Genomic DNA, 23163 nt, shown 5'->3' with positions numbered 1-23163 from the left:
CCTTATTTCACTACTGGCTGTTGGTTGGCTGCAGCATCAATAACATCGACACCAACCGCCTGCGCGATTTTTTGATCAAACTCTGGACGGAAATATTTAATCGCACTCATTAGTGGTTCCATCGCACCTGGCGCATGCGCACAGAATGTCTTACCAATCCATAAGTCACGCGTCAGGCCCTCTAGTTTTTCTACATCGCCCACTTGCCCTTCACCATCATTGATGGCGGTAAGCAGTTTAACGCCCCATGGCAGACCATCACGGCATGGTGTACACCAACCACATGACTCGCGCTGAAAGAAAATCTCAAGGTTGCGCAGTAGTGGCACCATGTCTTGTGATTCATCGACGACCATAATGAGACCAGTACCCATACGGCTACCAGCATTTTGAATGGTGTCAAAATCTACTACCACATCCAAATGCTCTGCAGTCAAAAAGTCAGTCGATGCACCGCCAGGTAGCCATGCTTTTAACGTCTTACCTTCTTTCATGCCGCCAGCCAACTCTTCGATAATCTCGCGAGCCGTATAACCAAATGGCAATTCCCACAGACCTGGGTCATTGACCAATCCTGAGCAACCAAACAGTTTGGTGCCTGGCGTTTTACTTTTACCTTTAATCTCGGATAGTGATTGATACCACTCTACGCCGTGATTCAAGATGGCTGGCATATTGCATAAGGTCTCAACGTTATTGACAACCGTTGGTCTGCCCCATGCACCAGAGATTTGCGGGAAAGGGGGTTTGGTACGTGGGTTAGCACGGCGACCTTCTAAGCTGTTAATCAATGCGGTTTCTTCACCGCAGATATAACGCCCAGCGCCAGTATGCACATGCAGATTGAAGCTAAAGTCTGAGCCAAGAATATTGTCGCCCATTAGATTATTGGCCAGACATTCTTCAATAGCCGCAACCAAACGCTCAGCAGCCAATATATATTCACCGCGGATAAAGATATAGCCGTCAGTCGCGCCGATAGCGTGCGCAGTAATGAGCATGCCTTCAATCAACTGAAACGGCAGACGCTCCATCAATAGACGGTCTTTAAAGGTACCCGGCTCCATTTCATCAGCATTACAGATGAGGTAGCGTGGCAAGCCGTCTGGTGGTGACATAAATGACCATTTAAGACCGGCGTTAAAACCTGCACCGCCACGACCTCTGACGTTGGCTGCTTTAATCATATTGCCGACGTCTTTAGGCGACTGAGACAATGCTTCTTTTAGGCCCGTAAAACCTTTTAGAGATTCATAAGTGGCTAAATCGAGTACAGCATCATGATGGGCCAAACGCCAGGTCAAAGGCTTGGTTTCGCTAGTGGCTGTGGCCTTATCACCATAAATTGGAACACGCTGTGCGTTTAGCTGACTTGGCGCTTGGCCTTGACCGCGACGAGCAATCTGCTCTGAAATCGTTAAACTCATGCGTATAGCTCCAATAATTGCGCGACCTCAGATGGCTGGACAGGGCCGTAAGTGTCTTCATCAATCAGTACCGCTGGTCCCTTATCACAGTTGCCCAAGCAGCAAATTGGCAATAGGGTAAAACGTCCATCAGCAGTGGTTTGACCGTACTCAATACCCAGCTGCGATCTAATCTCAGCTGACAGCGCCTCATAACCTGTCAAATAACAAGCCACAGAGTCACATATGAGAATCACATGGCGACCGACAGGTTGGCGATAAATACGGTTAAAGAAAGTCGCAACCCCATCCATATCTGACATCGGAATGTCTAGGATGTTGGCAATGGCATTTGCTTGCGCATCATCGACCCAGCCGTTACGCTTTTGCACGATTTTTAGCGCATCTAGCGAGGCGGCACGCGCCTGTGGGTAATGGTGCATAAACTCATGAATGGCAGCAATTTCATCACTGGTGAGAATGCTTTCCACATCTACTTTTGGCATTTTGTCGGAAACAATTTTCATAATCTTCTGTCTTTCCTCACTCATCCTGCTCTATCACAAGCCAATATCAGTCTGCTTAAAACTGTAGTTATATTGACGAGTGACAGCATTTTGGTGTGCCATCAGGCAATAATATATTGATGAACAAATACTTATGAAGCAGCGGTTTAACCTTAAAGATCAAAATCTTAACGATCGCAGTCCGCCATCACAATATCAATCGATGCCAAATACATAATGGCATCAGAAACCAGCGAGCCATTGATGACCGATGGCATCTGCTGTAAATGCGCAAATGTCGGCGTACGAATACGGGTACGATAGCTCATCGTGGCCTTGTCTGAGGTGATGTAATAACTGTTCAGACCTTTGGTCGCCTCGACGATCGTCGTACATTCGCCCGCTGGCATCACAGGACCCCAAGAGACTGAGATAAAGTGGTTAATCAGCGTTTCGATATCATTTAGCGTACGGTCTTTTGGCGGTGGTACGGCCAGTGGATGATCGGCTTTGTAAGGGCCTTGTGGCATATTATCCATACATTGACGGATGATACGTAACGACTGACGCATCTCTTCGACTTTGACCATACAACGGTCATAAGCATCGCCGTTGTAACCGACTGGCACTTCAAAATCGTAATTCTCATAGCCCATGTATGGACGTGCTTTACGCAGATCAAAATCAACGCCTGTCGCACGCAGACCAGCGCCAGTCACGCCCCAAGCAAGTGCTTGCTTGGCATTATACTGAGCAACCCCTTGGGTACGGCCTTTGAGCACGCTATTTTGTAATGCCGCTTTGACATATTCGTCCAAGCGTTTTGGCATCCAATCTAAGAACTCACGAACCAAACGCTGCCAGCCACGTGGCAGATCAGCAGCAGTACCGCCGATACGGAACCAAGCAGGATGCATACGATAGCCAGTCACGGCTTCGATAACATCATAGGCTTTTTGGCGATCGGTAAACATATAGAATACAGGGGTCATACCGCCCGCATCCTGAATGAACGTACCGACGAATAGTAAGTTATTGGTAATACGGAAAAACTCACTCATCATTACGCGAATGGTTTCAGCACGTGGTGGAATGGTGATTCCAGCAAGCTTTTCGACCGACATGATGTATGGCAGCTCATTCATTACACCGCCGAGATAATCAATACGGTCGGTATAAGGAATAAATGAATGCCAAGTTTGACGCTCAGCCATCTTTTCTGCACCGCGATGGTGATAGCCGATATCAGGAATACAATCGACAACTTCTTCGCCATCGAGCTGTAGTACCAAACGGAATGCACCGTGAGCAGAGGGATGGTTAGGACCGATGTTCAAGAACATAAAGTCTTCATCACGACCTGAACGCTTCATGCCCCACTCTTCTGGGACAAAACGTAGGTTTTCTTGCTCGTATTGTTGCTTGGCGGTATTCAAGAAATACGGGGTAAATTCAGTCGCCCGCGCATGATACTCTTTACGCAGTGGATGACCTTCCCAGTATTTTGGCAACAAGATACGGGTCAAATGCGGATGACCTGTAAAGACAATACCGAACATGTCCCACACTTCACGCTCATACCAGTTGGCGTTTGGCCAAATATTGGTGGCGCTCGGTACATTGACATCGTCTTCGCTTAGCGCGACCTTGATACGTACATCGCTATTGCGCTCAAGCGACATCAAGTGATAAAACACCGTAAAGTCACTGTCAGGCAAACCCGCGCGATGCTGGCGTAAACGCTCATCTATCGCTGATAAGTCAAATAGCATGACATACGGTTTAGGCAGTTTGCGCAAGAATAAGAGAATATCTAATAAATCAGCACGCGCCACCCAAACCGTTGGAATCTCATCCACAGTCTGCTGCACGACAAATTTACCAGCATACTTCTGCTCCAGCTCTGTGATGACTGCTGGGACAGGCTTAATATTAGGATCTGTGTTTTCGACTACCGTGACCATGAATGATGTATTCCTTCATTAATCATAACTGAACTATGTTAGTCATAACCGAACTATGTCAACCATAACTGAGCTATGTTAATCATAACCGAACTATGATAAGCGCATAAAATATTGAAACTGTTGCTACAAGTCTAAATGCCATTTGAAACTTAAATACTGTCTGGGCTACGCAAGTTTTTGACAGCGATACGATCTGCTTGCTTGCGGTCACGCTCAGGCGTCATTTGCGGCTGATAGATCCCCTGCTCATTGACATGGATACCCAGCGGACGACGCTCTTTAGTGATAGATTCTTGCAACAACATCAAACCCTGAATAAGCGCTTCTGGACGCGGCGGACAACCTGGTACATACACATCAACAGGGATAATCTTATCGACGCCTTGTACGACAGAATAAATATCATACATGCCGCCCGAGTTGGCACAGGCACCCATAGAGATAACCCATTTTGGCTCAAGCATTTGCTCATATAGGCGCTGGATGACAGGGGCCATCTTAACGAAGCAAGTACCAGCGACGATCATGACATCCGCCTGACGAGGCGAGGCACGGATAACCTCTGCCCCAAAACGTGACAAATCATGAACGGCGGTTAAGGTAGTAGCGTATTCAACATAACAGCAAGAGGTACCAAAGTTAAATGGCCAAAGTGAGTTCTTACGCCCCCAGTTTGCTGTTGAATGAACGAGGTCTTCGAGACGACCCATAAAGACGTTTTTATTCACTTCATCTTCGATAGGATCATTGACCGTTTGACTGGTCTGTGCAGGATAGGTATCTGCATCGGGGTTGGCTTTTGTTAATGTGTATTTCATAACATACAACCTTCATATTAGGCTTGGCGTGGCAATCATCTTGCTCGCGCTGTCACCATAACTTTTATGATAAATAAGTGGCTAATCATCAGCGATCATTAATACAAACAGAACTGACGCTTTCATGCTTTGCTGCTCGTTTTTGCAAACGCTATAAGCTGAGCATCAACTGCTATTAACGTTCAGTTTTGTCCTGCTGAGCAGACGTCGCAAAATCCACAGAAGTAACGTTACCCGTGGTATTAATATGATCGATGTTTTGTAGATGACGACGATTGGTCTCAATATTGTTTGAGACATTGATTTGACCGGATGACTGCGCTGGCACTTTACCTGTCGGATCGACCATTAGCTCATGAGCACCATCAAACTTGGTGATGTCTGCCAGATTAAAGCCTGCAGGCGCCGCATATAAGCGTGCTTTTTTGCGTAGCTTGTCAGCAGGTGCCCAGTTCATCGCACCCAAGCTCAGCTCATAAATCAAACCGATAATCAGAATAGTGATAAACGTGCCAGCGGCGGCAAAGCCAAGCCAACCCGCCTCTCGTACCGAGACAGCATAAGCGTAGAGATATAGCGCCTCTAGATCAAAAATCACAAAGAAGATTGCGACCAAATAAAATTTGGCAGACAAACGAATACGGGCGTTGCCAGATCCGACAACACCCGCTTCAAATACTTCTTCCTTTTGTGAGCCTTGAGAGCGACCGCCAAGTAAGCGCGGTACGACCAGCATAAAGACAACTAGCCCAATGGCGGCTAAGATAAAAGCAATGGCTGACCAATTAAAAGCAGACATGATAATACGTGCTCCTCACCCAATCGAGTGTTAGACACAGCGCAAGCACTGACCCACTCAGGCCATGTTGCGACAGGTATAACGCAGACGAAAACACAAAGTGACTTTATTTAAGTAATTGTCACTGCACTTCAGTAACTGTCACTGTGTTTAAGTAACTGTCATTGAGTCACATGTTAGGTATTTTGCTAGTAACAACCAATTATCAAGTGTATTGACGACGATGTCAGACATAACCAACGGCAGGGATTCCGATATACGCACGGAAACATGGCTGGTCGTCTAACGCATCTTCTAAAAACGTAAGATCAACTTATTAAATCAATATCATATTCGATAGTTTACTTAATTGATTTAATAGCTCATTACACGTAGTCAATAATGACGAGACAACTGGCATAAATTATGTACGTACTATACGCATATCAGTGTCCAAAAGCTAGTTTTTAACTGTATTGAGCGGTCATTTTATATGTAATAAAACATGTTTTTTTTATCAAAAATTATGATAGGGGTTGTACCTTATATTAAGATCAAATCCATCTTATGAATTATCATAGGCCGTAATTGTAAATATGGTCAAAAATTCAACCTTTAAACCCCTGCTCTTCGCCCAACTCATTCCCCAAAGTTCATGTTTTTGCTTTATAATAACCCACTTAATTTTATTGCCTTTATTGGGTGTTTTTTGATTAAAACATCATCATGACACTCATGTTAATAAGTCAATCAGCGTGTATCTAATGATGCCGCCATCAGTGCCACTCTCTCTTTTTGCTTTTGTCTTACAGGTTACGTTATGAGTCAACTCAATCCCAAACAACAAGAAGCCATGCTCTACGTATCTGGTCCGTTACTTGTACTCGCAGGCGCAGGCTCTGGTAAGACGTCAGTAATTACCCGAAAGATTGCCTACTTGATCGAAGAATGCGACATGCCAGCTGAGCGCATCACAGCGGTGACTTTCACCAACAAAGCCGCACGCGAGATGAAAGCCCGTGTCAGTAAACTGCTGCCAAGTGAAAAAATGCGGGGTCTGACCGTGTCGACCTTTCACCAGTTCGGCCTACAGTTTTTGCGCTATGAGCTGATTCATACCCCGCTAAAGGGTAACTTCTCTATCATGGACAGCGACGACAGCAAGCGACTGCTGATGGAACTGATGATGCGTGACAACTTAAGTGGTGCTGAAAGTCGTGAGCTGGTTGGTAAAGCTATAAAGATGATTTCCGATTGGAAAAACGATCTGATTGAGCCTGATAAGGCGATGGAAACGTTAGACGATCCAGAAGACATGATTTTTGCGACCTTGTACGCGCTTTATGAGCGTAACTTGCGCGCTTATAATGCCGTCGATTTTGATGACTTGATTGTACTGCCAACCAAGATATTACGTGAGAACAGAGAACTGCGAGACAAATGGCAAAACCGTATTCGTTATCTATTGGTCGATGAGTATCAGGATACCAATACAGCCCAGTATGAGATGATTAAGCATTTGGTTGGCCCGCAAGGTCGTTTTACCGTGGTGGGTGATGATGACCAATCTATCTATGCATGGCGCGGAGCAAAGCCTGAAAACATGGCACTACTCAAAGAAGATTTCCCAAAACTAAAAATCGTTATGCTTGAGCAAAATTACCGCTCAACCACGCGTATTTTGACTTCGGCCAACGCCGTTATTCTAAATAACGAGCATTTATTCGAGAAAAAACTGTGGTCGGATAAAGGTCAAGGCGAAAAAATCCGCATCATTAACTGTCGTAATGACGATGATGAATCCGAGCGCGTGGCCAAAGAAATTGTCACGCACAAGCTGCGTTTCGGTAATGAGTGGGAACAGTATGCCGTACTGTACCGCAGTAACTTTCAGGCACGTATGCTAGAGGCACAGTTACGCCAGCTGCAAGTGCCTTATAAATTATCAGGCGGTCAGTCATTCTTTGCCCGTAGTGAAATCAAAGACATCATGGGCTATCTGCGCCTGATTTTGAACCCTGAAGATGACAGTGCATTTTTACGTATTATCAATACACCTAAGCGCGGTATGGGACCAGCCACGCTAGAAAAGCTTGGTTTGTTTGCGCAAGAACACAGCATATCACTATTGGCCTCTTGCACCCACGCTGGCCTAACTCATGTATTGCCCTCAAAGGCTTATGGTACGATAAAAGAGTTTGGTGAATTCATTGAGCACTATACGCGTGAGTTGGATCAACATCCTGACCCTGTACCAATCGTACGACAGATGATTGATGAGACGGGTTATATTGATTTTGTGCGTAGCGACGCCAAAACGCCGCAACAAGAAAAAAACCGTATTGATAATATCGATATGCTTTACACCAGTATTCAGTCGTTGATTAATCGCGCTGAAGAAGATGAAGACCGAACGATTGATACCATCATTCGTAAGCTGGTTTTGCTTGATATGCTCGAGCAACAGCAAGAAGAAGAGAACACTAACAAAGTTAACTTGATGACCTTACATGCGGCAAAGGGCTTGGAGTTTGATTTCGTTTATATCATGGGTCTTGAGGAAGAAATGCTGCCGCATCGCAACTCTATCATGAGTGAGACGGTCGAAGAAGAGCGCCGTCTGATGTACGTGGGCATTACCCGTGCGCGTCGTGAGCTGACATTGACGCTCGCGACCCAGCGCCGTGCTGGTGGTCAAATGCGCGTTACCTCAGAATCAAGATTTTTGGATGAGCTGCCTGAGGATCATATTGACTGGCCTGCCAAAGCGAAAAAGAAAAAAGCGACCAAAGATCCAGAAGCCGTCGCTGATGAATATCTGGCCAATATTCGAGCGTTACTGGGTAAGCGTTAATCTTAATCAAGACATTTAAGCACCTAAGCAATAAACACCTAAGTAAAATGCTTGCGAGAACACGCTTTAGACTGTGCAAAAGGCGATTGTTATAATCGTCATTGTTATTGTTCTTTATATACTGTAAAAAATTGACTGTAAAAACTTGGAACACTTATGCCTACCCCGACGCCCAATCAGGAACGAACCGCCATGCTGTCAGGAGATTATAACTCGGCTGAATATAGTGCCGAATATAAGCTTCTGTATCTGCAGGGGTTGGTTGCTGATAAAGCATACGAGGCCATTACAGAGTTTTTGGAAAAGCAGTCCGAATATGAGATTGCCAACCTACTAGAATCCTTCCCAACTCAAAACCGTCTGTTGATTTGGGCGCAGGTGCCAGAGCATATCAAAGGTGAAGTGCTTGCCGAGCTAGATGTCGATACCCGCCAACCATTAATGGAGAACATTTCTTCTCAAGAAATCTCTTTGTTCACCCAAGATCTTGATGCTCAAGATATCTCTGAGATTTTGGACACTGTCACTGAGAGCGTACGTACCTCAGTCATGGCAACGCTAGACGAAGAGACGCGGGTCCAAGTCAACAAACTTGATACTTATGCTGATTGGGAAGTTGGTAGCTATATGGATCCTGATATTATTCAGATAAGGGATGATATCTATTTGGCGGATGTGCAAGAGTGGCTGCGTGAAAACGACGACCTGCTCGATGACGAGAGCCAAGAGCTGCTCGTTGTCGATCAAAGCCAGCAATTGCTAGGGCTACTGAGTCTAGTAGATTTAATTAAGCATAAACAGAATACATTAGTCTCGGAGCTGATTGACACTGCCATTACGATTAATGATCGCTTGGATATCCAAGATGCTGCCGCGATTTTTCGTTCAGAAGACATTCGTTTTGCGCCAGTAATCAATAGCCATGGTGAGCTGGTTGGTCAACTAAACGGTGAAGACATCATGGAAATCATCCAAGATGATGTCGACAGCACCATGAAAAACCTCGCTGGTGTTAGCCAAGATGAAGAGCTGTTTGCCCCTATCCTAACCAGTGCCAAAAGCCGTAGCGTCTGGCTAGGTATCAATTTATGTACCGCCCTATTGGCCGCAGCAGTGATTGGACAGTTTGAAGAAGTACTAGCACAAGTCGTGGCGCTAGCGATATTGATGCCAGTAGTCGCCAGTATGGGCGGTATTGCTGGCTCGCAGACGCTGACGGTCGTTATCCGCGGTATGGCGATGGGTCAAATCGGTGGTTCTAACCGTGTCTGGCTGTTGAATAAAGAGCTATGGGTGGGTGCGATAAACGGTATCATCTGGGCGATAATTATGGCGTTTATTGCTCAGTTATGGTTTCATGATATTAAGATCAGTGCCGTCATCGGTTTTGCCATTGCAATCAACATGACTGCAGCTAATGTCTCGGGGATCAGCATACCGTTGATGCTAAAAAGAATGAATATCGACCCTGCTCTATCTGCTTCGGTTATCCTAACGACTGTCACGGATATCGTCGGTTTTATGTCGTTTTTAGGATTGGCCAGCGTGTTGATACTTTAGTTTTTTGCTGAATTGCTGAATTGCTGAATTGCTGAATTGCTGAATTGCTGAATTGCTGAATTGCTGAATAATTAAAATATAGAATTGTTATTTATATAAAAATGTCGAATAAGATTTATTTAAAATCATAGTTCAAGGCCCTAGTTTAAAATCATAATTTAAAAACCATCAAATCGTTAAGTGAGTGTGTTATGCAAGCTGTACAAGTTAAAGTGGTAAACCCTAAAATTACTGAAGATAAAGTGTTTTCTTTACCAACTCGTGCCACCGATGGCAGTGCAGGTATTGACTTGCGTGCTTGTATTGACGAGCCATTAACGATTAAAGCAGGTGAAACCCATTTAATTGGTACAGGTCTTGCCGTTTATATTCAAGATCCTAATTATGCAGGTATGATTTTACCGCGTTCAGGTCTTGGTCATAAGAATGGTATCGTCTTGGGTAACTTGGTTGGGCTAATCGATGCTGACTATCAAGGCGAGCTGATGGTTAGTATTTGGAACCGTAGTGGAGATGACTTTGTTCTTAACCCAGCTGAACGTATGGCACAGTACATCGTGGTACCTGTTGCGCGTCCTGAGTTTGAAGTGGTTGCAGAATTCAGTGATGAAAGCGTACGCGGTGCAGGCGGGTTTGGACATTCAGGTCGCCAATAGTAGCTATTTTGTTGGTCAATTTTTCTGACAACTTTTTAGATAGCGTTTAAGATTTTTCTTAAGCTATATATAAAACCTTGCGCTATCTATTTTTATTTATCATTGAACATCTATCACGGTTATAAGGAGAGTAAGCAATGCCACCTTTTGCGGCGCAGCAATCCTTATTCCGTGCTTATGATATTCGTGGTGCCAACCAGTATTTCACTAGCAGTTTTATACAAGCGTTAGGCCATGCTTTTGCTACTCTCTACAATGCCCAAGATAGCCAACCGACTCAAAACATCAGTACTAATTCCTCTGTTGAGACTAAGCAAAATATTGTCGTTATTGGCTATGATATGCGTATTGGCAGTGACGCCATTGCACATACACTCTCTACTGTATTAGCTCAGCAGGGTTTACGTGTAATCCAGTTAGGTCTGATTACCACGCCAATGATGGCATTTTGGGCAATGCAATATCAAGGACATGGCATAGTCGTAACAGCGAGCCATTCTGCTAAAGACATACTAGGCATCAAGTGGTTGGTGAATAACAAGTCCCCTAGTAGCTCAGAGATACATACGCTCTATCATCAGCTAACCGATCATCATAGTTGTCACGCTTATCCCGATAATCAAGCTAACAATCCTATCTTGCATTCAGAAAATGTTGAAAGCATTGATAATAACCATGACTCAAAATTACCAAGCGACTTGCTTGAGCAACTACCTACTCATCAAGTAGCAAACGTTTATATCGATGCTATTGCGCAGGTATTTGAAAAATTATTTCAGCACAATCACTCGGCAACTGCAGCCAATCAGAAAAGCGATTATAAACTTGATTTGGTCATAGTTATTGACTGTATGCATGGCGCAACTGGGAGCATCGCTCAACGCCTGTTTGAACGTTTTTGCCAGAATGTTATTTTTCTCAATGATACACCAGATGGTAATTTCCCCCTTGGTAATCCAGACCCCACCGAACCAAACCGCCTAAACGAATTGCAACGAGCCGTTGTTTTGCACACAGCAGATATAGGCCTAGCGTTTGATGGCGATGGCGATCGTTTGATGATCGTTGATAACAACGGCAAAATAGTTACGCCCGATCATTTGCTCTATTTATTGGCACGTATTGCTATTACTGAACATCCTAACTCTCTTAACTATTCTTTATTAGCATCTGAAGTTCTTTTCGATATTAAGTGCGCCCATCATTTGCCAAGACTGTTATCTGAGCTTGGTACTACACCTGTGATTAGCAAGACTGGCAGCAGCTTTATGCGCCAGCAGGTGCAGCATCCTGACAATCAGATTGTCTTCGCTGGTGAATTATCAGGGCATTTCATCTTTAATGACAGCCACTTTATCCCTTATGATGATGCGATGTATGCCGCATTACGGTTGCTGCATTGGCTTGACCAAACTCATAATGATACTAATGATAAAAAACCGCTAGCAGATATCATACACAGCTTGCCCCCTATAATCAGTACTGCTGACCATTATTTGCCAATGCCGCAAACCGCTACTAACGACTGCTCACTTGTAGAGCAATTAACGAGATTTTGTCATTATTTGCAGTATCTAGTAGATATGTCTACTCATACTGATTCTTCATCTAGTCAGCAGTTAAAAGATACTTGCCTGCCCGTCACAATATGCAAGTCATCAGCGTGTACTTGCGCTACTGCGAAGGCGCAAATAGCATTAAAACAGACGCATGAATTATTACCTGTAGGAACCAATCTAAGCTGTATCGATGGTGTGCGTTTAGACTTTGCACATGGCTTTGGCGTACTGCGCCAATCAAATACCAGTAATAGCCTGACCGCGCGCTTTGCAGGTGACAGTGTGGATGACCTAAAAGATATTCAGGATACATTTGCCGCTTTATGCCGACCATTTAATGCAGCGCTAGCAGAACAGATTCTTGCTATTCCTGCGGAGTAGCCTCATAAAATATATAACTGTCTCATTAGACATAGTAGAAAAACAACCAATTTAAAACCGGCCCTTAGGAGTTTGTAATGACGCTTAACTTAGATGATGCCAAAAACACCGCTGAAGTATTGACCACTGCTCTGCCCTATATCCAGCGCTTTGTTGATAAACTCATCGTCGTAAAATACGGCGGCAACGCCATGACCGACCCTGAGCTTGAGAGCTCATTTGCTCGTGATATTGTTTTGCTAAAAACAGTCGGTATGCATCCAGTAGTCGTACATGGTGGTGGCCCGCAAGTTGACAACCTCCTAAAAGAGCTCGGTCGTCAATCAGACCGTATCGATGGCATGCGTGTCACTGACAAAAGCACCATGGATATCGTAGAGATGGTCTTGGGCGGTAGCGTTAACAAATCGATTGTTAGCCTGATTAACAAACATGGCGGTCGCGCGATTGGTCTTACAGGTAAAGATGCCAACTTGATTCAAGCCAAAAAACTGATGATGGAAAAAATTGGCGCAGACGGTATCGCTGTACCAGTTGATTTAGGATTCGTCGGTGATGTGGTCAGCGTCAATAAAGACGTGATTAACATGTTAATTGCCTCTGATTTTATCCCTGTAATCGCGCCACTTGGCGTTGACGCTGAAGGCAATACCTATAACATCAATGCAGATTTGGTCGCAGGTAAAGTGGCAGAGTTTTTACAAGCAGAGAAACTGATGTTATTAACCAATATCAAAGGCGTATTGGGACGTGACGGCGAAGTGGTGACTGGACTCACGCCAAAGAAAGTCGATAGCTTAATCGAAGATGGCACTATCTCAGGCGGCATGATTCCCAAAATCCAATGTGCGCTTGATGCGGTACGTAGCGGCGTCAAAAGCGCGGTAATCGTTGATGGCCGTGTCCCTCATGCGACCTTACTTGAGATTTTTACCAACGAAGGGGTTGGTACGCTCATCAGCCGTGAGATAGAGGCCTAATTGAGCTAAAAACAGGAATCAGTCATGTCTCTTCCGCTATGGTCTCTACTATTTATATTAGAAAGTATCTATTGTTGGTGGATCATTGGCTATGGCGGCGCAAAATGGATAGAGGGCTGGAAGTCCTTTTTTATGATTGACTGGTTTGCCCTTGATTGGACAGCGGAGCAAATCCGCCTCTATGTGCTCATTATTTGGGGCTTTAGTGTGATTTGGTTTATTGTTGGCGTTATTAAGCCTGAGCTAAGAATTTATTAGCTCGGGCTCTTTACGCCTATTTTTAACCAAAAACGCGGTCAAACTCCGCCTCATCAAAACCGCACAGCAGTATCGGTTGATTCTGCGTTTTACTATCAACCTGACCCTCCACTATCGGACGTTTGATCATACTGGTGTTTTCTACGAGTAACTCTATCGCGGCGTCTACACTGGCATCAGCTGCCTGCTTTTGACTATCGTCTAGCTTGCGCCACGTCGTACCGCGCTTATTAAGCACTTTGTCGATACCTAGCTCATTTACCCAGCGCTGTACTGTATCTTTATCAATACCTTGCTTTTTATAATCGTGAAAATCGTAGCTGACACCTAGCTCGTCTAGCTTAGTAAACGCTTTTTTCATCGTGCTGCATGATTTAATGCCATAAATAGTAATTGTCATTGCGACTCCTTATCATTACTCATAAATTTTTGTGAATTTCTCTATTATACCGAAAGCTGACTGAATATATAAAACACCTCACTTTTAATCCCCAAACCTAGTAAGCAACTGCATCATATCGTCGCAATTTTCGCCAAATTACGCTATGCTATGGCATTGTCAAATTCCACCTATTTTGAACAGTATTAAACAAATTCATATTAAATAAATCAGTATCAACCAATTTCGAGCCGACTATGAGCAACGCCGTGACAGCAGACCAAGCAGAAAACAACTATTACAACCCGCAAGCGATAGAAGCCGCGCAGCAAACCAAATGGGCAACTGACAAGCGCTTTGAAGTAAGCAATGAGCCAAGCGACAAGCCAAGTCGTTACATGCTATCAATGTTCCCCTATCCAAGTGGCAAGCTGCATATGGGCCACGTCCGTAACTATACGATTTCTGACGTATTAAGCCGTTATTATCGCCTCAAAGGCTATGAAGTCATGCAGCCGATGGGCTGGGATGGTTTTGGCTTGCCAGCTGAAAACGCAGCGATTGCTAACCAAACGCCACCTGCGGCATGGACATTTGCCAATATTGACAGTATGCGTGCACAGCTTAAATTGCTAGGCCTGTCTATTGACTGGTCACGTGAATTTGCCACTTGTAGCCCTGAGTATTATCAGTGGGAGCAGTGGTTATTTTTGCAGTTGTACAAAAAAGGCCTAGTCTACAAAAAGCTGTCGACGGTCAACTGGGATCCTGTTGACAATACCGTCTTAGCAAACGAGCAAGTCATCGATGGTAAAGGCTGGCGTAGTGGTGCTGCGGTCGAAAAACGTGACATCCCAATGTACTACTTCAACATCACTGACTATGCTGATGAGCTATTGGATGATTTGGATCAGCTAGAAGGTCACTGGCCGTCTGAAGTACTAACCATGCAGCGCAATTGGATTGGTCGTAGTGCCGGGATGGAAGTCCATTTTCCTTATGAGCTTGCTGGTGAAGAAAACACCTTAGATGTGTTCACCACTCGTCCTGACACCTTGATGGGTGTGACTTATGTTGCCGTAGCCGCAGAGCATCCACTTGCACAGTATGCCTCTGAAAATGATGAAGCGATTGCGCAATTCTGCGCCCTTTGCAAAAAAGGCTCAGTCGCTGAAGCTGATTTGGCTAAAGCTGAAAAAATCGGTATGGATACAGGTCTAACCGTCACTCATCCTCTAACTGGTGAGGAAGTGCCAGTTTGGGTCGCTAACTATGTACTGATGAGCTATGGCTCAGGCGCCGTCATGGCGGTACCTGCTCATGATGAACGTGATTATGAATTTGCCAATAAATACAACCTACCAATCAAGCAAGTCATCAATGTGCCTGACGGTTATTTTGATGAACTAAAAGCAGATGCCAAAGCGAACGATAGTGAGGTCAATCTTGCTTATACCGAGCGCAATACCTTGGTTAATTCAGGTGAGTTTGACGGTCTAGACTTTGAGCAAGCATTCGAAGCCATGCTAGCTAAGCTTGAGCCAAAAGAGCTGGCTAAGAAAAAGATCCAGTATCGCCTACGTGATTGGGGTGTCTCTCGCCAGCGCTATTGGGGTTGCCCTATCCCAATGATCAACTGTGAGCATTGTGGTACGGTACCTGTTGAAGAGCAAGACCTACCAGTTGTATTGCCAACCGACGTCGTACCGGATGGTCGCGGTAACCCACTTAAAAACATCCCAGAGTTTGTCAATACCACTTGTCCTAAATGTGGTAATGCTGCTGAGCGTGAGACCGATACCTTTGACACATTCGTAGAGTCAAGCTGGTACTACGCACGCTTTGCTAGCCCAAATGATGCACAAAACATGGTCAACAAGTCTGCTGCCAATAAATGGTTGCCAGTCGATCAATACGTGGGCGGTGTCGAGCATGCGGTGATGCATCTATTGTATGCGCGTTTCTTCCACAAGCTGATGCGTGACGAAGACTTAGTCACAGGCGACGAGCCATTTGCCAATCTAATGACCCAAGGCATGGTGCTTGCTGGTACATTCTACCGCGTCAATGCAGATGGTAGTACGACCTACTACTTTGCAGAAGATATCGATATTGACTTCAACGAACGCGGTCAACCAATCAAAGCAATCTTGAAGTCAGACGGCCAGCCAGTGACGATTGGCAAAATTGAAAAAATGTCTAAATCAAAGAACAACGGTGTCGATCCACAGCTAACCATTGATAAATATGGTGCTGATACGGTTCGTCTATATACGCTATTTACTGCGCCTGCGGATCAAACGCTTGAATGGTCAGATGACGCGCTAAAAGGCCCTTATAACTTTGTGAAAAAAGTATGGCGTATTGCAGCCGACCATATGCAAGCGCTAACAGCCGCCAATATCAGCATTGATACGCTTAATATTGCTACCTTGAACACAGACGGATTGAGCAAAGAAGCCAAAAACTTACGCCGTAAAACGTACGAAACAATTGCTAAGATTGACAGTGATTTGGGTGATCGTCTGGCATTGAACACGCCAGTATCAAGCCTGATGGAACTTGCTAATGAGCTGACTGGCTTTAACGCGAGTAATGAGCAAGAGCTGCACGTCAAACACGAAGCGTTGACCAATCTGCTGATTATGCTGTCTGTCTATGCGCCGCACGTCGGTGAGCATTTGCTTGAGCAATTGGGTCTTGATACCTTAACTTTAGACTACCCAACCGTGGACGAAAGTGCGCTGGTACAGGACATGATCACGATGGTGGTACAGGTCAATGGTAAGATGCGTGGTAAGATGGATGTCGCACCAAACAGCGATCCTGAGCAGCTAAAAGAGCAAGCTCGCACTATGGAAAGCGTGGCAAAATTCATCACGGGCGAGATCAAAAAAGAAATCGTCGTTCCTAACAAATTGGTTAACATCGTGGTTGTAGGCTGAGGTATCTTGAGCTAAGTATTTTAGGCTTAGTGCTCTAAACCTTCTTATCATATGAGGATAGCGTTTATGTCGTACAACCATCGAGCTGAGCAGGCGCAGCCAGAATTAAGCGCACACAGCCTAGCTAATAGAAAGTCCCATGGCCAAAAGCTCGGAGCAGTCTTACTTGCCACGCTGCCAATGTTCGCCGTGGTAGGTGCAGCGACGGCTCTTAGCGGCTGCGGCTTCCAGCTACGTGGTTACGACTCAGCGATGTTGCTTGACGTCGAAAAAACAGCAGTTATTATCGAAGACAATCGCACCTCATTCCCGCTGAAACTACCATTGACGCGTCGCCTGAAGACGTTAGGTGTCGATGTTATTGGTAATATGAGCTCAGAAGAAGTTGCTCGTAATAACCAACAAGCAGGGGCTGAGTCTATTGCCGCTATCGATATCCGTAATGTACGTTTTAAGCGTTACGAATTGGTTGGTGTATTAACAGAGATTCGCTTGGTACTATCAGCAGATGTCAGCTATCAAACGATGGAAAATGGTAAGCCTGTAACACTGAGCAACCCCATTCAGGTCGAGCGAAGCTATCAGTACAACGAAGCCTCTGTTAGTACTGACGATCAGCAAGGCGATCAGACTCGCGATTGGCTCTATGATACTTTAGCTCGCCGTATCACTGACCAGTACGTTGCTATCTCGCTTCCTAAAGTCGCACCCGCTGCCAAGCAGTCTGTGCAGATGAATAAAGGTGTGACACCAACCGTCGTCGTCGTACCACAACCGTAAGAGTTAGTCGTTCTGATTATCAAACGATACCATTTCTAGAAATATGAGTAGCAAACTAAGCGAGCGTAAGTACTAGTAAACTCGGCTAGCTTGACACTGCTGATCATATTTTTGGAATTGGCATTACCTGCTCATCAACCTGTGTAATACCACGCTATGCAAGATACTTTCATAAAAGCCTACCCAAAACTACTGCAGCCTTCCGTTGCGGTAGCGGGCTTGTGGCTGGCGCACGGTGACGAGCCACTGCTGAGTCAATGGTTGATAGATGCGCTGCGTCCACACTGGCGCGCGCAGAACTATGCAATCAAACGTATAGAGCTGATTTCTGTCAAGAGCTGGCAAGAAGTACTGTCCGAGCTTGGCAGCCAGTCTCTATTTGATGATGCTAGCGCGGTAATCGTGACGGGTAATCATAAACCTGACAAAGCAGTTATCACCGAGCTGGAACGTTTTGCGGTCGAGGCACAAGCTGGCACACACGGTCATAGTGTGTTGTGGCTTACACCTAAGCAAGACAAACGCAGCCAGAGCAGCAAATGGTTTGCTCCTTTTGCGCAATATGGCAATATTATTGATTGCAATTTATACAATGAGCAGCAGCGCCAACAGCTATTACAAATACAAGCTCAGAAGTTTGGTTTAAGACTATCTCAAGAAGCGTGGCAGCTACTCATGTCACACACTGAGCATCATCTATTGAGTGCTTATCAGACCCTATGGCGGCTGTCTTATCTGTTTGCACCGCAGCTAGTTGCTAATGACAGTACTAGTGAAAATAGTGCTACTGACAACAGTACCGAACAATCTAATAGCTTTTCACAACCTGTGAATAATGTGGCATTGGATATTGCAGACCTACAAGCAGCATTGGTCAGCGACGCTCAGTTTAGTGTGTTTGATTTGTCTGATGCGATGCTCGCGGGTAATAGTACGCAGGTTGCCAAGATCATGTTTCAGCTAAAGTCGACCGATGAGCCCACTACTTTAGTACTCTGGGCTATTAGCAAAGACATGCGTCAAATTATCCAGCTTATGGACGGTCAAGACCCTCAAGCATTAGGCATTTGGCGTAGTAAGCAAGGGTTGTACCAACAAGCCTGCCGTCGTCAGTCAAAGCAACAAACGAGCGAATGGCCTGCTCTGCTTTACCGCTGTGACCAAGCTATCAAAGGACTTATACGCCAGCCAGCATGGGAGCTATTATTACAAGCGGCATTGGAGCTTGCAGGTAAGCGTTTATTTGCGATGCGCTAAGACAGACCCGCTTGTCACCACCTTTTATTGTTTTTCTTATTAACAAGTTATCCATCTCTTCTCTTACTGATTTATACATTTAAACGCTGTAAATTCAGATTCTACTACCCTATTTTGTTCTCCTATAATCTTCGTTTTATTGATTTTTAGTAAGCATTTCTTTTCTGTACCTGTCTCTGTTCTTGGCTACCTTAACCTTTCGTAAACTAATTTCCATTCCCTTTTGTAGATGAAGTCTCTACTATATCTACACTTGATTTAATTGTGATTGGATTGTTGTCATGCGCAAAATAAGCAAAAAGTCTGCTATCAAATGGGGTGTCATCACCTTGATTATCGTAGCATTAGGGGCTTTGGCCTATACTTTTTTAAAACCAGAAGAAACCACACCTAACTATTTAACCGCAACCGTTGAAGTCGGTGATATTGAAAACAATGTCATGGCATCCGGTAAAGTAAAAGCGTTAAATACCGTCGATGTAGGGGCGCAGGTGTCTGGTGAAGTAAAACGCCTGTACGTTGAAGTCGGTGACGAAGTTAAGCAAGGCGATTTGATTGCGCAGATTGATCAAGTGACTCAGAAGAACAGCCTGAGTAATGAGCAAGCCAGTCTTGAACAAAGCGAAGCTGCGCTACAAAGTGCGCAAGCAGAATCGTTAAGCAAACAAGCCAGTCTAAAAAGTGCCTATGCTGATCTTGCCAGCCGTCAGTCTGAGCTGAAACAAGCACAGTCTGACTTTGCGCGTTTGCAAGACTTAGTCGCTATCGATGCTATCTCACAACAAGAATATGACACGCAGGCGACCAGTGTCGAGACTGCAAAAGCAGCCGTTGCCAATGCACGTGCGGCTATCGATACAGCTAAAGCCGCGATTGCGACCACAGAAGCCAATATCAACAGTCAGCAAGCAGCATTACGCAAATCACGAACCAACGTCAGTACTGCTGAAGAAGATCTAAGCTATACCACGATTCGTGCACCAATATCAGGTACAGTCGTTTCTATTACGACTGAGCAAGGTACTACGGTCAATGCTAACCAAACGGCGCCCACATTGGTGACGCTAGCGGATTTATCGACCGTGCGTATCAACGCGCAAATCTCCGAAGCTGACGTTATCAATGTCAGTGCTGGTATGCCTGCTTATTTCAATATTATCGGTAATCCAGACAAACAGTATGATGCGACATTAACCGCTATCGAACCTGCCCCAGAGCAGATCAGTAGCACCAGCTCGACAGACGCTGCTATCTATTACGTCGGCTACGTAGAAGTACCAAACCCTGACCGCTTGTTTCGAATCGATATGACGGCACAGATATATATCATCGTCAACGAAGCCAAAAATACTCTATTAGTACCATCAACAGTGATACAAGAAAAGCGAACTAAAGGTAAAGAAAAAGGCAAAGCAGCCACCGGCAAGTTTGTACGTGTATTAAAAGAGGACGGAACCGTAGAAGAGCGTACAGTAGAAGTCGGTATTGATAACCGAGTAAATGCGCAAATCTTAAGTGGTTTGAAAGAAGGGGAAGAAGTAATCATCAGTGAAGAGAGCGGTAAGAAATCAGATAGCGGCCGCGTACCTGGTGGACCTCAAATGTAACTTGTGCTTTGACTATGTTGAATAAAAAAGGGCTTGTTAAACATAGCAGCCCTTTCATAACAACACTATAACGCTTATTAGCCTTTATTAAAGACACTGCTATGACTATATCTCAATCTCCTAAACCGTCGAGTGAAGATAGCTCTGAAAGTAGCACGGCTCAAAACTTAGGGTCACACACTACTGCTAACCCTTCAAACAGCTCAGATAACTTAAGTAATCCGGCAAAAACCAATACCGCTAACCATCCTGCATCAGGCAAGCCCATTATGGAGCTGTCTGGCATTATCAGAGAGTTCCCTGCTGGTGAGCAAACCATTCGCGTCTTGCATGATATCAATCTGACGATTCACCAAGGTGAGATGGTTGCCATCATTGGACAATCAGGCTCTGGTAAGTCCACCTTGATGAATATCTTAGGTTGTCTAGATCAAGCCACTGCTGGTGATTATAAGATTTATGGTCAATCCGCCCGTAAGCTTGATGCCGATCAGCTAGCAGAACTGCGCCGTGAGCACTTTGGTTTTATTTTTCAGCGCTATCATTTGCTTGGTGATATCAGTGCCAAAGACAACGTCGCCGTCCCTGCCGTGTATGCGGGCATGGATACCGAGGCACGCACCAATCGTGCTGAGAAGCTACTAACTGACCTCGGCCTTGGCAATAAGGTCAACAATCGTCCCAATCAGCTCTCAGGTGGACAGCAGCAGCGTGTTTCTGTCGCTCGTGCACTGATGAATGGTGGCGATGTTATCTTAGCAGATGAGCCAACTGGTGCCCTAGACAGTAAGTCTGGCGAAGATGTCATGGCGATTTTGCATGACCTCAGCGCACAAGGTCATACCATTATCATGGTCACTCATGATCCAAAACTAGCAGCACAAGCGGAGCGTGTGATTGAGCTCAAAGATGGCCATGTCATCGCTGACTATCAAACTGAGCATTATAAGCACACAGACAAAAAACCAGAATCTATCCTTGGCGAGCATCGAAAAAGTGCCTTTGGTAGTTTTATTGATCGACTGCTTGAAGCTTTCAAAATGTCTTTGCTTGCCATGCGCGCGCATAAGATGCGTACTCTACTAACTATGCTCGGCATTATTATCGGTATTGCCGCAGTCGTATCTATCGTAGGCCTTGGACAAGGCTCTCAGCAGCAAATCCTTGCCAATATCAGCTCGTTAGGTACCAATACCATTACCGTCAATGATGGCTACCCTAGAGGCGATCCTAGACGCCGCTATAATGATGACAATTTGACACCAGAAGATGCAGAGGCGGTCGGCAATCAACCCTATATTATCAGTGTCAGCCCTCAGGTAAATGCCAGCTCTAGTGTCCGCTATCGTAATATACAAGAGGATGCTACCGTCAATGGCGTTGGTGAAGACTATCTAAACGTCACTGGTGAGACATTAACATTGGGCCAAGGGTTTGATGCAAAAAGCATTACATTACGTAGTCAAGATATCATCATCGATGACAACGCTAAACAGACCTTTTTCTCAGATATTGATAACCCTGTTGGCGAGGTAATATTGGTTGGTAGTGTGCCTGGACGCGTGATTGGCGTACTTGAAGAGAGCGACGGTGGCTTTGGTCCCAGTGTAACGACGCCTACTATATATATGCCTTATACGACGGTGATGTCGCGCGTCACCGGTAGTACCAATATCGACCGCTTTGTGGCGTTGTTAGATGATAGTATCTCTTCTAGTGCCGCAGAGACGGCCATCTCTGACTTGATAGAAAGTCGCCATGGTAAAGATGACTTTGAGCTGCGTAATTCAGACTCTATTCGTCAAACAATCGAGTCGACGACAGGAACGATGACTCTACTTATTTCATCAGTCGCTGTTATTTCATTGATCGTCGGCGGTATTGGAGTAATGAACATTATGCTAGTCTCTGTCACCGAGCGCACTAACGAGATTGGCGTACGTATGGCAGTGGGCGCGCGTCAGAGCGATATCATGCAGCAGTTCCTCATTGAGGCCGTTTTGGTTTGTATTTTAGGGGGACTGATTGGTATCGGACTGGCCTTTGCCATTGGTGAGCTGATTAATAGCGTGGGTGGTGATAATTTCAAAGTTATCTATTCATCAACCTCTATTATTGCCGCTTTTGTTTGTTCGACATTGATTGGCGTAGTATTTGGATTCTTGCCAGCGCGTAATGCTGCCAAATTAGATCCTGTTGAAGCACTTTCTCGAGACTAATAATCGATTATTGACTCGCTTTGGCCAAAAATAGAGCAGTCAATATCGATATAATGGCAAAAATTTAAAGAAACTGGAATAAATTGGCAATTTTATAAGAGAATTACACTTTTTTTATCATGTGGGGTTGTAATTGTCATAATAATATATATAATGTGCTCTCACGTTTAGGGATACAAACACTTTAAACGTTAGGGCTGTTAGCTCAGTTGGTAGAGCAGTTGACTTTTAATCAATTGGTCCCGCGTTCGAG

General features: G+C 45.0%; 17 protein-coding genes and 1 tRNA gene (1 of these 18 running past the window's edge). 12 read left to right on the top strand and 6 right to left on the bottom strand.

Going from position 1 to position 23163, the window contains the following annotated elements:
- Window positions 1-2: 2 nt before the first annotated feature.
- The 5 genes from nuoF to ndhC form a co-directional block, all read right to left on the bottom strand.
- Window positions 3-1427: an NADH-quinone oxidoreductase subunit NuoF gene (nuoF, locus tag FQV37_RS05230; RefSeq protein ID WP_160021568.1), complete on the bottom strand. Its 1425-nt coding sequence runs from the start codon at window positions 1425-1427 to the stop codon at window positions 3-5.
- Window positions 1424-1933, bottom strand: a complete 510-nt coding sequence (gene nuoE, locus FQV37_RS05225) for an NADH-quinone oxidoreductase subunit NuoE (RefSeq protein WP_057758927.1) — start codon at window positions 1931-1933, stop codon at window positions 1424-1426. The genes nuoF and nuoE overlap by 4 nt, the downstream gene beginning before the upstream one ends.
- 167 nt (window positions 1934-2100) lie before the next feature.
- Window positions 2101-3876 carry an NADH-quinone oxidoreductase subunit C/D gene (nuoC, locus tag FQV37_RS05220; RefSeq protein WP_160021567.1) on the bottom strand — a complete coding sequence of 592 codons (1776 nt, stop codon included), beginning with the start codon at window positions 3874-3876 and terminating at the stop codon, window positions 2101-2103.
- Window positions 3877-4028: 152 nt separating this feature from the next.
- Complete coding sequence (locus tag FQV37_RS05215) at window positions 4029-4697, bottom strand: NuoB/complex I 20 kDa subunit family protein (protein ID WP_101206265.1); 669 nt, start codon at window positions 4695-4697, stop codon at window positions 4029-4031.
- Window positions 4698-4872: 175 nt separating this feature from the next.
- Window positions 4873-5496, bottom strand: coding sequence for an NADH-quinone oxidoreductase subunit A (ndhC, locus tag FQV37_RS05210; RefSeq protein ID WP_102091044.1), 624 nt, complete (start codon window positions 5494-5496; stop codon window positions 4873-4875).
- Between the two features lie 799 nt (window positions 5497-6295).
- On the opposite strand from ndhC, the gene FQV37_RS05205 reads away from it, so the two are divergent.
- From FQV37_RS05205 to FQV37_RS05180, 6 genes are all read left to right on the top strand, one after another.
- Window positions 6296-8329, top strand: a complete 2034-nt coding sequence (locus FQV37_RS05205; RefSeq protein WP_160021566.1) for a UvrD-helicase domain-containing protein — start codon at window positions 6296-6298, stop codon at window positions 8327-8329.
- 156 nt (window positions 8330-8485) lie between these two features.
- A complete protein-coding gene (gene mgtE, locus FQV37_RS05200) occupies window positions 8486-9889 on the top strand; it encodes a magnesium transporter (RefSeq protein ID WP_101206268.1) in 1404 nt (467 codons plus the stop codon).
- Window positions 9890-10080: 191 nt separating this feature from the next.
- The gene (gene dut / locus FQV37_RS05195) at window positions 10081-10545 is read left to right on the top strand and encodes a dUTP diphosphatase (RefSeq protein WP_160021565.1); all 465 of its coding nucleotides are present in this window, start codon (window positions 10081-10083) and stop codon (window positions 10543-10545) included.
- A gap of 137 nt (window positions 10546-10682) precedes the next feature.
- A complete protein-coding gene (locus tag FQV37_RS05190) occupies window positions 10683-12485 on the top strand; it encodes a phosphohexomutase domain-containing protein (protein ID WP_160021564.1) in 1803 nt (600 codons plus the stop codon).
- A gap of 77 nt (window positions 12486-12562) precedes the next feature.
- The gene (gene argB, locus FQV37_RS05185) at window positions 12563-13465 is read left to right on the top strand and encodes an acetylglutamate kinase (protein WP_160021563.1); all 903 of its coding nucleotides are present in this window, start codon (window positions 12563-12565) and stop codon (window positions 13463-13465) included.
- Between the two features lie 24 nt (window positions 13466-13489).
- A complete protein-coding gene (locus tag FQV37_RS05180) occupies window positions 13490-13723 on the top strand; it encodes a hypothetical protein (protein ID WP_160021562.1) in 234 nt (77 codons plus the stop codon).
- A gap of 22 nt (window positions 13724-13745) precedes the next feature.
- Here the strand turns inward: FQV37_RS05180 and FQV37_RS05175 are convergent, their stop codons facing one another.
- Entirely contained in the window at window positions 13746-14123 is a 378-nt protein-coding gene (locus FQV37_RS05175; protein ID WP_160021561.1) for an arsenate reductase, read from the bottom strand.
- Between the two features lie 236 nt (window positions 14124-14359).
- Here FQV37_RS05175 and leuS point away from each other — a divergent pair, with 236 nt between their 5' ends.
- The 6 genes from leuS to FQV37_RS14140 form a co-directional block, all read left to right on the top strand.
- Window positions 14360-17047, top strand: a complete 2688-nt coding sequence (leuS, locus tag FQV37_RS05170) for a leucine--tRNA ligase (RefSeq protein ID WP_160021560.1) — start codon at window positions 14360-14362, stop codon at window positions 17045-17047.
- A 66-nt stretch (window positions 17048-17113) separates the two neighbouring features.
- Window positions 17114-17827 (top strand): LPS-assembly lipoprotein LptE, encoded by a 714-nt coding sequence (locus tag FQV37_RS05165; protein ID WP_240990955.1) that lies wholly within the window; start codon window positions 17114-17116, stop codon window positions 17825-17827.
- A gap of 156 nt (window positions 17828-17983) precedes the next feature.
- Complete coding sequence (holA, locus tag FQV37_RS05160) at window positions 17984-19084, top strand: DNA polymerase III subunit delta (protein WP_160021559.1); 1101 nt, start codon at window positions 17984-17986, stop codon at window positions 19082-19084.
- 281 nt (window positions 19085-19365) lie between these two features.
- On the top strand, window positions 19366-20691 hold the full coding sequence (locus FQV37_RS05155; RefSeq protein ID WP_160021558.1) for an efflux RND transporter periplasmic adaptor subunit: 1326 nt from the start codon (window positions 19366-19368) through the stop codon (window positions 20689-20691).
- Between the two features lie 269 nt (window positions 20692-20960).
- The gene (locus FQV37_RS05150) at window positions 20961-22910 is read left to right on the top strand and encodes a MacB family efflux pump subunit (RefSeq protein ID WP_227684577.1); all 1950 of its coding nucleotides are present in this window, start codon (window positions 20961-20963) and stop codon (window positions 22908-22910) included.
- 194 nt (window positions 22911-23104) lie between these two features.
- Window positions 23105-23163: transfer RNA gene (locus FQV37_RS14140), tRNA-Lys, on the top strand (it continues 187 nt past the right edge of the window).

Origin of the sequence: Psychrobacter nivimaris (genome assembly GCF_009812035.1) — a bacterium.
GTDB lineage: Bacteria > Pseudomonadota > Gammaproteobacteria > Pseudomonadales > Moraxellaceae > Psychrobacter > Psychrobacter nivimaris.
Note: the sequence above shows the minus strand (reverse complement) of the source record. Positions and strands in the feature narration are given on the sequence as shown.